Genomic DNA, 15,775 nt, shown 5'->3' with positions numbered 1-15,775 from the left:
CGTTAGCCACTCCAATCATGACGACAACCACACCAGCACAACGCCGCGTGCGAGAAGCCTTGGTGCCGCTGTATCTGGACAGCGGATGCGACAACCAGCACGACAGCATTACACAGATCTTGGCCGCCTCTCCATTCCCGCTGGCGCAACTGCGCACGATGGTGTTGTACGAGGTGCATCCGGTGTTGATCGGCGATCTGCGCAGCATGGCCAGCGTGTGGGATGGATTCGATCCGGCAGGGGTGGCCGCCGCGATCGCCGCGCGGCATGCACGCCGCTGGCGCTGGCCGGACCGTTGATGTTGGCGTGATCATGCGCATACGCAATGGGACTGGCACGCACCGAAGATCAGCGCGCTGACGCAAGACACATCGACCCGTACGCACTGACCCATGCGCCGGTCAGCGACAATCAGCGACAATCCTCGCATGCATATCGATGTCATCGGCCAAGGGCCTGCGCTGGTTTTTTTGCACGGTTGGGCACTGCATGGCGGCGTATTCGCACCGCTGGTGGAGCGCCTGGCACCGCACTATCAAGTGCATCTGGTGGATCTGCCTGGGCACGGTTTCAGCCGCGAGGACAGCACGCTGCTGGCACTGCCGTACGTGGTCGCGGAAATCGCTGCGGCGATACCGCCAGCGGTGTGGATCGGCTGGTCGCTGGGCGGATTGTTCGCGCTGCATGCCGCGGCCACCCAACCGCAGGTGCGTGGGCTGGCGATGATCGCGGCCACCCCACGCTTCGTAAAAGGCAACGATTGGCCCGATGCAGTCGAACGCGAAATATTCTTGCAATTCGGCCAGGACTTGTCGCGTGATTATCGCGGCACGCTGGAGCGTTTTCTTGCGCTGGACACGCTGGGCTCGGCACATGCACGCGCCGAGTTGCGCAGCCTGCGCGAAACGCTCACTGCGCGCGGCGAACCGGCTGCCGAGGCACTGCAACAAGGCCTGAGCCTGCTGGAACGCACCGACCTGCGCCGCGCACTCCAACAGCTTGCACGCCCGAGTCTGTGGATTGCCGGCCAACGCGATCGCCTGGTCCCGGCCGCCGGCGTGCATGCTGCTGCTGCGCTGGCTCCGCAGGCGCAGGCACTCACCATTACCGGCGGCGGTCACGCACCGTTTCTCGGCCACGCCGAGCAGGTCGCCGAGGCACTGCAACACTTCGTTGCGTCCCTGCCTTGAGCAGAGCGCCGATCATGCGGCATCGATGATCGAGGGAGAAACGCCTGAATTTAGTAATCGCCGGACGTTGGGCATTGGCGTGCGCCGCCAGCAAAGGTTGGGGATTGGGCTGTACACGCGCAGTGGCCAGCGAAGGCGTCAAGGTGGTAATTGTGGCGCGTGGCCGCGATGTATTGGAACAGGCTGACGACGCGCTGCATGCGCTTCCGGGTGCAGGCGAAGTGCGCAGCGCGGTGGCCGACATCGTCACACCGCAAGGGCGCACCGACGCACTCGCCGCCTGCCCGCAGGTGGACATCCCGATCAACAACACCGGTGGTCCGCCGCCTGGCGATTTCCGCCAGTGGGAGCGCGAGAATTGGCTGCGCGCATTGGACGCCAACATGCTGGCGCCGATCGAACTGATCCGCGTCAGCCTCGATGCGATGCGCGCGCAGCGCTTCGGCTGCATCGTTAACATCACCTCTCGGTGCGGTGAAGGCGCCGATCGACATCCTCGGCCTGTCCAATGGCGCGCGCGCCGGCCTCACCGGCTTCGTTGCCGGGCTGGCACGCAGCGCAGTCGCCGACAATGTCACGATCAGCCCGGCCAGTTCGCCACCGACCGGCTGCGCGGCAATTTCGCCGCCATCGCGCAACAGCAAAGCAGCACCGCCCAAGACGTCGCCGAGCGCAAGCGTGCAGGCATTCCGGCCAGGCGCTTCGGCGAGCCGGACGAGTTCGGCGCAGCCTGCGTGTTTCTGTGCAGCGCTCAGGCCGCCTATATCACCGGGTAGAACCCGCTGATCGATGGCGGCAGCTATCCAGGTACCTTATAGAAATTGCGTGTGCGCACGCAGTTGCATTCCACGCCACCGGCGCTGTCGCCTGCAGCCAGTGTTGGTGTTGGTGTTGGTGTTGGTGTTGGTGTTGGTGTTGGTGTTGGTGTTGGTGTTGGTGTTGGTGTTGGTGTTGGTCATGGTCATGGTCAGCATCGGCACCTTCAGCTGGGGATCGTTCCGCGATTAGCGCCATTGGAGCGTGTTATGCACTTTGGGATGAGATGCGTTGGTGGTCAGCGGTGCGCAGCGGGTGCTGCGCGGCGCCGGCTGGACGGCCGCCAAGGCAAGCGGCGCTGCGCACGCTCCGTGCCGCTGACCACCAACCCGTCCAAGACCAACCCGTCCAAGAAGTGACCTGTGGCGCGCCACAGCAACTACCCCAGACCCACCGGATGCATGGTGGTGGGCCTGCGCAAAACATCGATTCCCTCCACCGCGCGCAGCGGCGACAATAGCGCCGCTAATGAACAGTACTTTCGACCCCCGCCACGTCCGGCGCGCCTTTGCGCGTGCCGCCAGCAGCTATGTCGCCGCCGCCGCGCTACAGCGCGAAGCGGAAACGCGCCTGCTCGAATCGCTCGACTACCTGGGCGACCAGATACCCAAGGTGGTGCTGGATGTGGGCGCCGGCCCGGGCCATGCCAGCAGCGCAATCAAGAAGCGCTGGCCCAAGGCCCAGGTCATCGCGCTGGATCAGGCCATGCCGATGCTGCGCCAGGCGCGCAAGGCGGCCGGTTGGTGGAAGCCGTTCGTGCAGGTGTGCGCCGATGCACGCGCACTGCCCATCGCCGATGGCAGCGTAGATGTGATCTTCAGCAATCTATGCCTGCAGTGGGTGGAAGACCTGCCGGCAGTATTTGCAGGTTTCCGCCGCGCGCTGCGACCGGGCGGGCTGTTGCTTTGCTCCACCTTCGGCCCGGAGACGTTGAGCGAACTGCGCGACGCCTTCGCGCAGGCCGACACCGCACCGCACGTCAGCCGCTTTCCGCCGATCGCCCAGTTCGGTGACGCCTTGCTGATGTCCGGCTTCCGCGACCCGGTGCTGGACCGCGACCTGTTCACCCTGACCTACAACGACCTGTCCACCCTGATGCGCGAACTGCGTGCGATGGGCGCGACCAACGCGCTCAGCAATCGCCGCGCCACTCTGACCGGACGTGGCCGCTTTGCCGCGGCCAGCGCGGCCTACGAACCATTACGGCGCCCGGATGGCGCCCTGCCCAGTTCATGGGAAGTGATCTACGCCCACGCCTGGGCGCCGGCGCCGGGTGCGCCCATCCGCGAACATGGACACGACATCGCCAGCGTACCCTTGGCCTCGATCCCGATCCGCCGCCGCATCGACTGAGCGGTGGTGCAGATCGCCGATCGCAACGCAGCTGGTACCGGTGAGACACACAGTGTTGGGCCAACGCTAATGCTGATCGGACAGACTCGACAGCGACATTTGCTAGAATTCAATAATTGACAGCCGCCCCCCGTGTGACGGCTTGCCTTGCTCAACCCCCCGACTGGAGTGGCACCGACACGTCGCGACGGTGAGCGAAGCGGTTTTCGGTCGCCGCCCTTACATTTGCGTCCCCCGCCCCCCAATCGGCCTCCCCCTCCCCATGTTGAAGTGGCTCATCATCGCGCTGTTCATCGCATCGGCGCTGTACATCCATTACCGCGGTCGCGTGCGGCACCGGCTTAGCCGGCAGCTAATGGACCATTCCACCTTCATGGCGCCGATCAACACGTTGATGTATCTGTGCTCACGGGTGCCGACTACGCCGTTTATCGATCCTGGCAAAGAATTTCCGGAACTGGCGCCGTTGCGCGCCAACTGGTCGCTGATCCGCGATGAGGCCTTGCGGCTGCGGCAGATGGAGAAGATCCGCGCCGCCGACGGCTATACCGACATCGGCTTCAATTCCTTTTTCCGCCGTGGTTGGAAGCGCTTCTATCTGAAGTGGTACGGCACCGCGCACCCGTCGGCGGCAGAGTTGTGCCCGCAGACTACCGCGCTGCTGCACGCCATCCCGACAGTGAAGGCAGCAGTGTTCGCCCAATTGCCGCCAGGCAGCGAGTTACGCCCGCACCGCGACCCGTTCGCCGGTTCCATGCGTCTGCACCTGGGCCTGGTTACACCCAACGACGACCGTTGCTTCATCGATGTTGACGGTCAACGCCACAGCTGGCGCGACGGCGAATGGACCATGTTCGACGAAACCTACATCCACTACGCGCGCAACGACACCGACCAGGACCGCATCATCCTGTTCTGCGACATCGAGCGCCCAATGCGCTGGCACTGGGCCGCCGCGGTGAACCGCTTCGTCGGCCGTAGCCTGCTCTCGGCCGGTGCCTCGCCCAACCAGGAAGGCGACAAAACCGGCGGCATCAATCGCGTATTCCGTTATTTCTACGTCGGACGTCTGAAGGCCAAGACGCTGAAGGAGCGCAACAACCCGCTCTACCAGGTGCTCAAATGGAGCATCTTCATCTTGGTGGTGGTCGGGATCGTGTTGCTGTAACGCCAAGACCAGCTTTGCAGAAGCGCGATGAAGCGTTGCCGGTAACGCCACATCGCGCGCCAGCGCGCTCCTGCAAAGCTGGTCTTGGCCCGCGACAGCGGGGGTCTTCCGACTGATCAATAGCACCGGTGGCGATGCGCCACGCTCGCGCAGGGCGACGTTGCGATCTTCGCGTGGGCCTGAGCGCAGCGCGCCGGCGCTCAGGCCGATTGCCGCCAAGGCGCCACGCTCGCTGGCGCCGCTTCCAGTCCACCAGCGCACCACTTTTTTCGAAGCGCATCCTTGATCAGGTCGTTCTCGAACAGCTGCTCGGCCAGCAACTTCTTCAGCCGGGCGTTCTCGGACTCAAAGTCTTTGAGCCGCTTGATCTCGGGCACGCTCATCCCGCCGAACTTGCTGCGCCACAGGTAGGTAGGAGGCTTCGCTGAAGCAATGCCGCCCTAATCGCCACGGTTGAATGCCTTGTAGTAGGCCTGCACAAGGCCATTGGCGCGTTGTCGATTGCTCTCGCGCGTGCTCGAACCTGCCGCTGTGAAAGCTCCATCATAGGTCCGCTATCAGGATCCTTGCACCAACAGATCGCGGTGGAAAAAATAGACCTCCTGCAACAGGAAACGCCAGCTGGTATGGAAGCTGCGAAAGCGCGTGCTGGGAGTGGACGAGGCCAGCGCATCCACGCCCAACTCCTGGCTCAGCCGCAGCGCGCGCGCCATGTGCAGCGGGTCGCTGACGATGATCGCCCGGTGCATGCCGTGGCGCGCCATCAGCGTGCGGGCCTGCTCCAGGTTTTGCCGGGTGGTGCGTGAGACCGTTTCGATCACGATTGCTTCTGGCGGGATGCCATGGCGCAGCGCATAGCGGCGGGCCACCTGCGACTCAGCAAAGCGCGCGCCATGGCCGAAGCCACCGGTGAACAACATCCGTGGCGCGTAGCCCTGCGCGTACAGATCCAGCGCATGCCGGATGCGCTCCTCGAACACCGGCGACGGGCGCGCGTCGTAGGCCGCCGCGCCCAGCACGATAATCACGTCGGCCGGCGCGGCCTGGTCGCGGTCGCCGATGAAGACGATCCAGCCCGCCACGCCCACCAGCCAGATCAGGGCCAGCATGCACAACCGCCAACACCAGCCCCACAGGCCAATTCCGCGCGACCGCCTGCTCACGCCGCGGCCCACGGCAGCGCGTCCAGATCGACATTGCCGCCGGACAGGATCAGTCCGACCCGGCGCCCGGCGAAACGCGCCGGGTCAGCCAGCACCGCAGCCAGGGTAATCGCCGACGACGGCTCCACCACCTGTTTGAGAATCTGCCAGATCAGCCGCATGGCCCGCACCACCGCGGCATCGTCCACCGTAATGACCTGTGCACCGGCAGCCTGCAGCAGCGCGAAGTTCGGCGCACCCAAAGTGCCGCGCAGACCATCGCAGACGGTGTCCGGCACGAAGTCGACCAACCGCTCACCGGCCGCCAACGACCGCGCGGTATCGGCCGCACCGCTAGGCTCGGCCAGCACCAGTTCGCAATCGGGCATGCACTGCAGCGCCAGCGCCGCACCGGCCGCCAGCCCGCCGCCGCCGACCGGCGTCACCAGGACGTCAAGTCCGCCGCTCTGATGCAGCAGCTCCAATGTGGCAGTACCCTGCCCTGCGATGACCGCAGGGTCGGTGTATGGATGCACTATCGCCGCGCTGCTGCTGGCCTGAACCTCGGCGCACAGCTGCTCGCGCGCGGCGATGGTCGGTGCGCACCACCACAGCGTGGCGCCGTGCCGGGAGATATTGGCCAATTTGGCCGCCACCGCACCCTCGGGTACCACCACATGGCAACCGATGCCACGGCTGCGCGCGGCGAGCGCCAGCGCGGCGCCGTGGTTGCCCGATGAATGCGTGACCACGCCGCGTGCAGCCAGCTCGATTGGCAACGACCAAACCGCGTTGCAGGCGCCGCGGAACTTGAAGGCACCGCTGCGCTGCAGATGCTCTGCCTTGAAGATCAACTGCGCACCGCTGAGCGCATCCAGGCTGTGCGAGGTCAGCAACGGTGTCGGCGCGCAATGCGGCGCAATGCGCGCAGCGGCTTGCAGGATATCGGAATGTGTTAGAGGGAGCGGGTCGATCATGCCTGCAAGATTAACGTATCCCTTACCTCTCCACGGGTCGCACGCACAGTGCCCGCGCATGCGTGATCGACGAAAAAGCGCCACATCGCCGCACAGTTAAGGACCGATTCAATACATCGGTTCGAAAGTGAGAGCATGGTTGCAGGAGTTCCCTATCCATGAAATTACATCTGATCTTCGCCGCCGGGCTTATGGCCCTGAGCGGCTGTGCAACCTATGACTACGCTGGCGGTGGGTCGGGCGGCTATTACCGTGGTGCGCCTGCTGTGCAGTATCGCTATCGGCCCGATGACTCGCCTTATTCCTACGGCAGCCCGTACGAGGTTCCGTATGAATACGGCGCGGGCTCGATCGGCTTGTACGACTACCCGGTGTATCCGGTCTACCGCGATGGTGGTGGCTACTACTACCCGCCGAACGACCGCCGTCCGCAGTACCGGCCGTCACGGCCAAACGGTTCGTTCAACAATCGTCCTCGTCCCGATGGTCCGCGCCCGAAACAGCCAGATCGCCTACCGGCGGCCGAGGCTCCGCCGTCGCGGCCATCGCCACGCATTGGAGCTCCACCGCGGGTGATCCGGGAGATCCAACGGCAAACGGCACCACGCAACACTGGCGAGCAGATTCCCTGAGTAACTGACTGCGATGCAGCCCACAAATGAAGGAATTGGGGGCTTGCGTTCAGCCAGCACCTAGGCGCAAGCTAAGTGCTCTGTTGTATCCGCTAGGTCATTATTCTGACCAAGCTCGCCTTACTGACCGACTTATGTCGATGTCCGACAGGGAAATCTGGATCCCCCCTGTTCCGGCCCTGTCGGATATCGGCGCCCTCAATGCATAAAGCCCCGGCATGCCGGGGCTTTATGTTTTTGTCGTGATGTCGCGGTGCAACCTCTGCAAGCATTAACTCGGTGAGAAAACACCGGCGGCGGCGCCGAATCGCATAAAAATAAGGATCGGTAGTCCCCCGACTACCGATCCTTAAGCTACCCCATCGCACGCGCGGCTGGCCCCTGTTCCAATTCCAGCCTTTGCTCCCATGTCGCAATGCCACGATTGGGTGCAGTAGGGGTATCCGCACGAAACACGCCAACTTGAGTGCGAGTACTCTAGAGTGCGATTTCCATCGCGTTTTTATCCAATTGGTGGCCCGCAAGCGCCTTACAGTCGATACTTTCGCGGCCGTTTTCTTCCTCACAGCCTCCCACGCCCATGTCCGAGTCTTTTTATCGCTACGACGTCATCGTGATCGGCGGCGGCCATGCCGGCACCGAGGCCGCGCTGGCTTCCGCGCGCACTGGCGCCCTTACCTTGCTGCTGACCCACAACATCGAGACGGTGGGCGCGATGAGCTGCAACCCAGCCATCGGCGGGATCGGCAAGGGGCATCTGGTCAAGGAAATCGACGCGCTGGGCGGAGCGATGGCACGCGCGGCTGATCTGGCCGGCATTCAATGGCGCACGCTCAATGCCTCCAAGGGTCCGGCGGTGCGGGCCACGCGCTGCCAGGCCGACCGCAATCGGTACCGAAATGCGATCCGCTGCGTTGTCGAGGCGCAGCCCAACCTGACCGTTTTCCAGGCGGCGGTGGACGACCTGATCATCCACAACGGCGCCGCCGAGGGCGACAGCGTTCGTGGCGTGATGACCCAGACGGGGCTGCGCTTCGAAGCGACCTCGGTAGTGCTGACCGCGGGTACCTTTCTGGCCGGCAAGATCCATGTCGGCCAGACCCAGTACGCAGCCGGACGCATGGGTGACCCGCCAGCCACCACGTTGGCCGCGCGCCTGCGCGAGCGGGCATTTGCGATCGACCGGCTCAAGACCGGCACGCCGCCGCGTATCGACGGGCGCACGCTCCACTACAGCGTCATGCAGGAACAACCGGGCGACGACCCGTTGCCGGTGATGTCGTTCATGGGCCGGCGTAGCGACCACCCGCGTCAGGTCAGCTGCTGGATCACCCACACCACCGAGCAGACCCACGCCATCATCCGCAGCGCACTGCACCGCTCGCCGCTGTACTCGGGGCAGATCGAAGGCATCGGCCCGCGCTATTGCCCGTCGATCGAAGACAAGGTGGTGCGCTTCGCCGACAAGACCAGCCACCAGATCTTCGTCGAGCCCGAAGGCCTGGAGGTGACCGAGATCTATCCCAACGGCATCTCCACCTCGCTGCCGTTCGATGTGCAACTGGCATTGGTCCGCTCGATCCACGGATTTGCGCAGGCGCATATCACCCGCCCCGGCTACGCGATCGAATACGATTTCTTCGATCCGCGCGGGCTCAAAGCCTCACTGGAAACCAAGGCGGTGGGCGGGCTGTTCTTCGCCGGGCAGATCAACGGCACTACCGGTTACGAGGAAGCCGCCGCACAGGGATTGCTGGCCGGCCTCAACGCGGCCCGTCGTGTGCAGGCGTTGCCGGCATGGTCGCCGCGTCGCGACCAAGCCTATCTGGGCGTGTTGGTGGACGATCTAATCACCCACGGCACCACCGAGCCATATCGCATGTTCACCAGCCGCGCCGAGTACCGGTTGCAACTGCGCGAGGACAATGCCGATGCACGTCTGACCGGCGTGGCGCGCGCGATGGGTCTGGTCGACGATGCACGCTGGGCGCGGTTTTCGGCCAAGCAGGAAGCCGTACAGCGCGAAAGCGCGCGTTTGTCGGCGCTATGGGCGACACCGGGCAATGCCTTGGGGCGCGAAGTGGCCGAGACGCTGGGCGTGGAGGTCAGCCGCGAAACCAACGTGCTGGATCTCATCAAACGCCCGGAGCTGAACTACGCGACATTGATGCAGGTTCCGACGCTGGGGCCGGGCGTGGAGGACGCACAGGTGGCAGAGCAGGTCGAAATCGGGGTCAAATACGCCGGTTATCTGGCTCGTCAGCGCGACGATATCGCACGTCAGCAACGGCATGAAACCACACCGATTCCCGATGGTTTCGATTATTCCGGCGTGCGCGGCCTGTCGATCGAAGTGCAACAGAAACTTGAACGCGTGTGCCCACAAAGCATCGGCCAGGCGCAGCGCATTCCGGGCATGACGCCAGCGGCGATGTCGCTGCTGCTGGTGCATCTGGAGCGCGCACGGCGCAGTCAGGTGGCGTAAGTGGTTTGTAGTTGGCGATCGGCGATGCGTAATCACGCGTGATCGATTAACCAGCATGCCAATTTATTAGTCGCTTCTAAACGCTGCGGCAGCCCGTGCATCGGCACGTCTGCCGCGAGCCCCTATGCCGCCCTTCGCTCGACGGCCGGCAGCAGGCGCTGGCGCAGCACAAGGGCAGCCAGCTCCAGCGTTTCATCGGCAGCGCGCAAAACGCCGCCCATGTTGAGGAAGCCGTGAATCATGCCGGGGAAGCTGTGCAGCGTGACCTCCACACCGCTGGCGCGAAGACGCTCGGCATAGGCTCGCCCTTCGTCGTAAAGAATGTCGCGGTCGCTCACGATGACCAGTGCAGGCGCAATGCGAGCGACGTCCGGCACCAGCATCGGCGACACACGCCAGTCCTGTGCGATGGCGGGGTCTGGCAACAGATGACGATTGAAGAAGCGCACCGCATTCACGGTCAATGGCGGCAAGCCGGCGTCGCACGAGCGCGAGGGGTATAGAGCACTGTCCTGGCGTGCATCGGTGAGCGGATACACCAGCACTTGGCAGCGCAGCGCGATACCGGCGTCGCGCGCAGAAAGCGCTGCGACCGCGGCCATCGCGCCGCCAATACTGTCGCCCGCAACGGCCAGGCGCTGCACATCGGCGCCGACCGCATCGGGCTGGGCGACCAGCCACTGCAGAGCGGCAATCACATCTTCCACACCGGCCGGCGCAGGATGTTCCGGCGCCAGTCGATAGTCGACCGCCAGCAGCTGACAGCCGGCCCGCGCCGCCAGTGCCGGCACACATCGTCATGCGAGTCGAGGTCACCCACCACACCGCCCCCACCGTGCACAAATAGGCAGGTCGGAGCAGGGCCGGCGGCAAGGCCAGACGGTCGATACAGACGCAGCGGCACAGGACCGGCAGCTGTGTCGGCATGCAGATCGCGTACCTGGGCCATCTCCACGCGTGGGAAGCCGAACTGCGCGCCGAGTGCACGCATCATGGCGCGTGCGCCTTCGATCGGAAGGGTTTCCATGGCTGGTTGACCGGACTGTTGAAGCCGGGCAAACAGGCGCACGACATCAGGATCAAACGACATGACGAGATCTCAAAGAGACGAAGGTCGAGCTTGCCAGATAGTTATGGTCCATCACTAGGGCACCTGTAACAACCCAAAAAGACTCGATCAACGCGCTCGCAGGTCATTGATGCGCATGGCGCGCAATTTATGGAGTCGAGGTTTTGAAAGGCGCCCACTGTTTAAATTCTTGAATAGTTCCACTGGCGTTGGCAAACCTTTTTCGCAGCGCTGCAAACACCCGTGTTGTCAGGCTTTGTGGCTGCGCTGCTGATCGTTGGCGCGAGCACGCACAAGAATCAGCGTTACTCTGGGTCTTGCTGCGCTGCATCGCGTCCGTTGGGCCAACGCATGCTGCCACGAAAAACCGACCGCGATGTGCAGCCCCGCGTACGAAGTGCCACTGCACTGCTGCTGTCGCACCGTAGAGCGCGCAGCACACCGGCCTAGTCTTCGTCCTCTGCGGCCGCCGCGCGGCCTTGCTGACGGATAAGATTTTCCTGGCGTGCATCTTCGATCGAAGCACGGATGACCCGCACATCGACGCGGCGGGTGTCGAACTTGAAACGCCCGGTCAGCACGCTGTCCGGGCGCAGTTCGCCCTTTTCGAACAGCGCCCACATCTCTTCGCCGTAATAGGTTTCCAGCAACTCGGGGACGAAGCGGCCGAGGCAGTCGCGCAGGTTGTGCACGTCGCGCAGCAGCATGTCGCGCGCGGCGTTGTTGCCGGCAGCGCTGACTACCTGCGGAAAGTCGATCAACACCGGGCCATCGGGCGAGACCAGCACGTTGTATTCGGACAGATCGCCATGCACCAGGCCAAGCGACAGCATCTTGACCACGTCACCGATCAGGCTGGTGTGGAAGACGCGCGCCTGCTCCGGTTCCAGGTCCACTTCACCCAGCCGCGGTGCGCTGTGGCCGGCTTCATCAGTAACCAGATCCATCAGCAGCACGCCGTGGAAATAGCCGCGCGGCTTGGGCACGTGCACGCTGGCGTCCATCAATTGATAGAGCACCTCGGCTTCGGTGTTCTTCCACGCGGTTTCGGCTTCGCGCCGGCCGAACTTGGTGGCCTTGCCCATCGCGCGCGCCTGACGGCTACCACGCACCTTGCGGCCTTCCTGGTACTGCACGCGCGCCTGGAAGCTGCGCTGCGCCATGTCCTTGTAGACCTTGGCGCACAGGATGTCAGCGCCTGTGCTGACCACATAGACGGAGGCTTCTTTACCGCTCTTCAGTGGTCGCAACACCTCGTCGATAATGCCGTCGTCGATCAGCGGCTGCAGGCCCTTGGGGGTTTTCATGGACTAAGAGGACCGATCCGAAACAAACCAGCGGCGATTATGCGGCAAGCAGGGTGAAGCGCTTACATGCGGAGCATGCATTGGCGTGAGCGCTTACCATGCAGGGGACTTGATCCCACACGCGATCCAATGCTTGAGCCCGCATCCAGACGCCGCACATGCATCCTGCTCGCTGGGTGTGCTTTAAGGCGCGACCTGCTCTACGCAGCGAGGTGGTCGCCGCGCTCAACATCGGCGCCCAGGCTGGGCGCATCAGCAGCGCAACCCGGGCGCCATTGGAATAGCCGAGCAGCGCCGACGGCGCCAAGCCGGGATGGGTGTGCGCAATCCAGACCAGTACGTCACACACATCAGCGACCGCACGCTCGGGTGTGTTCCAGCCGCTGGGATCGCGCACAGTGCCGCCGTAGCCGCGCAGATCCACCGCGTAGGCGGCATAACCGGCCTGCGCCAACGCCGCGAGCACCGAGCGCGAGTCGGGCGGTTCACCAAGTACCTGCAGGTCGAAATTAGGCAGCGAACTCCAGGTACGGCCATGCACCAGCAGGACCGTGCCACGCGGCTGGGCGGGCACGCGCGACCACACCGCCAGTGTCCGACCGTCGTCGGCGTGGACCTGCGACAGCTGGGTGCCGGGTCCGGGATGCGGTTGTGCCTGCAGCGCAGCGGTGACCAATAGCAGCAACAGCAGACAGGTGATTCGGAAGGTCATACGCAACCTCTTATTGAAGGGGTGATCGGCACCCACCGGTGGCCGGTGGCAGCCGCATCATCGCGCAGGTCGGCAGGCGGCAGACCCGATCGTCGTCGCCAGCCACTTCCACCAGAGGCACTTCTAGCGCATCCAGCCCGCCGAAGAGCCGGCCAGCATACGAGATTGATCCAGACCGATGAGATGCCGCGTCAGCCGTCCACTATGTCATCCGACACCGCGCAGTCGCAGTCGCAGTCGCAGTCGCGCTTGCATCATCAAGTCCATGCGCGATCATCTGCGCATGGAGTCGACTCACTACAAGACTGTCCCGGCGCTGGCGTTAAACCCGCGCCAGGAGCAATTGGTGGCATTGGTACGACAGCAGGGCTTCGCCGACGTGGAGGGCCTGGCGACGCGCTTTGAGGTCACCCCGCAGACCATCCGTCGCGATCTGACCTTGCTGTGCGATGCCGGTGTGCTGCGCCGTTACCACGGCGGCGTCAGCATGCCCTCGAGCGTGGAAAACTTGGCCTATACCGCACGCAAGGCGATACAAGCGCGCGAAAAGCAACTCATCGCTGCACACCTCGCGCGCTTCATTCCCGACGATGCCTCGCTGTTCATCAACCTCGGCACCACCAACGAAGAGGTGGCGCGTGCATTGCTGCAGCACCGCGGCCTGCGCGTGATCACCAACAACCTCAACGTGGCGGTGATGCTCAGCGCCAACCCGAGCTTCGAGGTGATTGTGGCCGGCGGTGTGGTGCGCGGGCGCGACCAGGGCGTGACCGGGGCGACGACGGTGGAGCTGATCCGCCAGTTCAAAGTGGATTTCGGGGTGATCGGCATTTCCGGCATCGATCTGGATGGCACCTTGCTGGACTTCGACTACCAAGAAGTGCGCGTGGCCCAGGCCATCATCGAGCACTCGCGGCAGGTACTGCTGGCCGCAGACCACAGTAAATTCGGCCGCAACGCCATGGTGCGGCTGGGGGCGATCGCCCAGATACACGACTGGTTCACCGACCGACCGCCGCCGCAGGAACTGGCCGCGATACTGGCCGAGGCCGGCACCCGCGTGCATCTGGCAGACGCTGGCGGCGCCGGCTAACGGTCAGTGTTCGGTTTTGTGTGTTTTTGATGTGCGGCAGCCGACAAGGGCGCAACTGCATTCGAAGTTCGGATCGAACCTCGCGCCTTGATAGCTCATGCCATTCGCTTTTGGCGCTACGACTATAGCCAATCCGTAGATTCACGCGCCAACAAGGCTCCATGTTCGAATATGTTTGAAAACGACAACTTGGGTTCGCTCACGTGCGCGCCCGGATGGAGACACCGATGGGCGAGAGGTACGATCTTCTGGTGATAGGCGGCGGCATCAATGGGGTCGGCATCGCCCGCGATGCGGCCGGCCGCGGCCTGTCGGTGTGCCTGTGCGAGCAGGACGATCTGGCCGCGCATACCAGCAGCGCCAGCACCAAACTCATCCACGGCGGCCTGCGCTATCTGGAGCAGTACGAATTCGCGCTGGTCGGCAAGGCGCTGGCCGAGCGCGAAGTGCTGCTGCGGCTGGCGCCGCACATCATCTGGCCGCTGCGCTTTTTGCTACCGCACCAGCCGCATCTGCGCCCGGCGTGGATGATTCGCGCCGGCCTGTTCCTGTACGACCATTTGGGTGGCAGCAAGCGCAGCCTGCCGCGCTCACGCCAGCTGTCGCTGCGCACGCATCCGGTCGGCCAGCCGCTGCAGGAATCGCTGCGCACCGGTTTCGTGTATTCCGATGCCTGGGTGCAGGACGCGCGATTAGTGGTGCTCAACGCAATGGACGCAGCCAGGCGCGGCGCAAACATCCTGACGCGCACGCGCTGCGTTGGTGCCTGGCGCGATGCCGGGTTCTGGTACGCCGAACTCGAAGACCGCGACGGCCGCCGCACCGTGCAGGCGCGCGCGCTGGCCAACGCGGCCGGGCCGTGGGCGGTATCGTTCCTGGACAACGTGGCCGCGGTGCCGCATCGACATGCGCTGCGGTTGGTCAAGGGCAGCCATATCGTGGTGCCCAAACTGTTCGACCACGACCACGCCTACATCTTTCAGCAACCGGACCGACGCATCGTGTTCGCCATTCCGTACGAGCACGACTTCACCTTGATCGGCACCACCGACGTGGACTACGCGGCCGACCCCGCGTCACCCAAGATCGATGCGGCCGAAGCGCAGTACCTGTGCGATGCGGTGAACCTGTATTTCCAACAGCAGATCAGCCCGCAGGATGTGGTGTGGAACTACAGCGGCGTGCGTCCGTTGCTCGACGACGCCGAAGACAACGCCGCCGAAGTCACCCGCGATTACCAACTGGAGGTGGTCACCGACGGCGCGTCGTTGCTCAACGTGTTCGGCGGCAAGCTGACCACTTACCGCAAGCTCGCCGAAGAGGCAGTCGACCGGCTGACGCATGCGCTGGGTGCGCGCAAGCCGGCCTGGACCGCGCGCGGCGATGCCCTGCCGGGCGGCGAACAACGCGATATCGCCAGCCTTCTGGAACGCGTGCGCAATGCGCATCCCTGGTTGCCGGCGGCCACCGCACAGCGATTGGTGCGCAACTACGGCACCTGTGCAGAACGACTGCTGGGCGATGCACAAGATCTGGCCGGCCTCGGCACGCACTTCGGTGCGGACCTGTATCAGGCAGAGGTGGAGTATCTGCGGCAACACGAGTGGGCATTGACCGCCGACGATATCCTGTGGCGCCGCAGCAAACTCGGTTTGCGTATCGATGCGGCCGGCCGGCAGCGGTTGGAAGATTATTTGCAGACTCAATCAGTCCAGCAGACCGACGTGGTATCTACTTGAACATACCGCGTTGCCGGCCAGGACGGGGCGTCCGGCAACGTATCCTGGCGCACACTCCGGCATCATCCTGAGTCACGTGGAGGGCAACCCAG

11 protein-coding genes and 5 pseudogenes are annotated in these 15,775 nt (G+C 64.1%); 10 read left to right on the top strand and 6 right to left on the bottom strand.

Going from position 1 to position 15,775, the window contains the following annotated elements; genetic code table 11:
• Positions 1 to 17: 17 nt before the first annotated feature.
• From PD885_RS01850 to lpxO, 6 genes and pseudogenes are all read left to right on the top strand, one after another.
• A pseudogene (locus PD885_RS01850) lies at positions 18 to 389 on the top strand (DUF7079 family protein).
• Between the two features lie 39 nt (positions 390 to 428).
• Positions 429 to 1,190 carry a pimeloyl-ACP methyl ester esterase BioH gene (bioH, locus tag PD885_RS01845; RefSeq protein ID WP_002804536.1) on the top strand — a complete coding sequence of 254 codons (762 nt, stop codon included), beginning with the start codon at positions 429 to 431 and terminating at the stop codon, positions 1,188 to 1,190.
• 44 nt (positions 1,191 to 1,234) lie between these two features.
• Positions 1,235 to 1,966: pseudogene (locus PD885_RS01840) on the top strand (SDR family oxidoreductase).
• Between the two features lie 49 nt (positions 1,967 to 2,015).
• Positions 2,016 to 2,198 carry a hypothetical protein gene (locus PD885_RS21685; protein WP_197685829.1) on the top strand — a complete coding sequence of 61 codons (183 nt, stop codon included), beginning with the start codon at positions 2,016 to 2,018 and terminating at the stop codon, positions 2,196 to 2,198.
• Between the two features lie 276 nt (positions 2,199 to 2,474).
• Positions 2,475 to 3,359: a malonyl-ACP O-methyltransferase BioC gene (bioC, locus tag PD885_RS01830; protein ID WP_002804535.1), complete on the top strand. Its 885-nt coding sequence runs from the start codon at positions 2,475 to 2,477 to the stop codon at positions 3,357 to 3,359.
• A 262-nt stretch (positions 3,360 to 3,621) separates the two neighbouring features.
• Positions 3,622 to 4,527, top strand: a complete 906-nt coding sequence (lpxO, locus tag PD885_RS01825) for a lipid A hydroxylase LpxO (RefSeq protein WP_002804534.1) — start codon at positions 3,622 to 3,624, stop codon at positions 4,525 to 4,527.
• Between the two features lie 141 nt (positions 4,528 to 4,668).
• On the opposite strand, the pseudogene PD885_RS20315 reads toward lpxO, so the two are convergent.
• The 3 genes and pseudogenes from PD885_RS20315 to PD885_RS01810 all read right to left on the bottom strand — a co-directional run.
• Positions 4,669 to 4,965 (bottom strand): annotated as a pseudogene (locus PD885_RS20315) (transposase); the annotation flags it as partial.
• 119 nt (positions 4,966 to 5,084) lie between these two features.
• On the bottom strand, positions 5,085 to 5,702 hold the full coding sequence (locus tag PD885_RS01815; protein ID WP_002808165.1) for a YdcF family protein: 618 nt from the start codon (positions 5,700 to 5,702) through the stop codon (positions 5,085 to 5,087).
• Positions 5,687 to 6,646 (bottom strand): pyridoxal-phosphate dependent enzyme, encoded by a 960-nt coding sequence (locus PD885_RS01810; RefSeq protein WP_002808167.1) that lies wholly within the window; start codon positions 6,644 to 6,646, stop codon positions 5,687 to 5,689. Before PD885_RS01810 ends, PD885_RS01815 begins: the two co-directional genes overlap by 16 nt.
• Before the next feature lie 158 nt (positions 6,647 to 6,804).
• Here PD885_RS01810 and PD885_RS01805 point away from each other — a divergent pair, with 158 nt between their 5' ends.
• Positions 6,805 to 7,278 carry a hypothetical protein gene (locus tag PD885_RS01805; RefSeq protein ID WP_002808168.1) on the top strand — a complete coding sequence of 158 codons (474 nt, stop codon included), beginning with the start codon at positions 6,805 to 6,807 and terminating at the stop codon, positions 7,276 to 7,278.
• Positions 7,279 to 7,858: 580 nt separating this feature from the next.
• On the top strand, positions 7,859 to 9,763 hold the full coding sequence (gene mnmG, locus PD885_RS01795) for a tRNA uridine-5-carboxymethylaminomethyl(34) synthesis enzyme MnmG (RefSeq protein ID WP_002808169.1): 1,905 nt from the start codon (positions 7,859 to 7,861) through the stop codon (positions 9,761 to 9,763).
• A 122-nt stretch (positions 9,764 to 9,885) separates the two neighbouring features.
• Here the strand turns inward: mnmG and PD885_RS01790 are convergent.
• From PD885_RS01790 to PD885_RS01775, 3 genes and pseudogenes are all read right to left on the bottom strand, one after another.
• Positions 9,886 to 10,853, bottom strand: a pseudogene (locus tag PD885_RS01790) (alpha/beta hydrolase).
• A 425-nt stretch (positions 10,854 to 11,278) separates the two neighbouring features.
• A complete protein-coding gene (locus tag PD885_RS01780) occupies positions 11,279 to 12,139 on the bottom strand; it encodes a PA4780 family RIO1-like protein kinase (protein ID WP_002808171.1) in 861 nt (286 codons plus the stop codon).
• A gap of 220 nt (positions 12,140 to 12,359) precedes the next feature.
• Positions 12,360 to 12,851: pseudogene (locus PD885_RS01775) on the bottom strand (alpha/beta hydrolase); the annotation flags it as partial.
• A 265-nt stretch (positions 12,852 to 13,116) separates the two neighbouring features.
• Here PD885_RS01775 and PD885_RS01770 point away from each other — a divergent pair.
• Both PD885_RS01770 and glpD read left to right on the top strand, forming a co-directional pair.
• Entirely contained in the window at positions 13,117 to 13,944 is an 828-nt protein-coding gene (locus PD885_RS01770) for a DeoR/GlpR family DNA-binding transcription regulator (protein WP_002808173.1), read from the top strand.
• A gap of 227 nt (positions 13,945 to 14,171) precedes the next feature.
• Positions 14,172 to 15,683, top strand: a complete 1,512-nt coding sequence (glpD, locus tag PD885_RS01765) for a glycerol-3-phosphate dehydrogenase (protein ID WP_002808174.1) — start codon at positions 14,172 to 14,174, stop codon at positions 15,681 to 15,683.
• Positions 15,684 to 15,775 lie beyond the last annotated feature (92 nt).

The organism is Xanthomonas fragariae, from assembly GCF_900183975.1.
In the GTDB taxonomy this organism is placed as follows: domain Bacteria; phylum Pseudomonadota; class Gammaproteobacteria; order Xanthomonadales; family Xanthomonadaceae; genus Xanthomonas; species Xanthomonas fragariae.
Note: the sequence above shows the minus strand (reverse complement) of the source record. Positions and strands in the feature narration are given on the sequence as shown.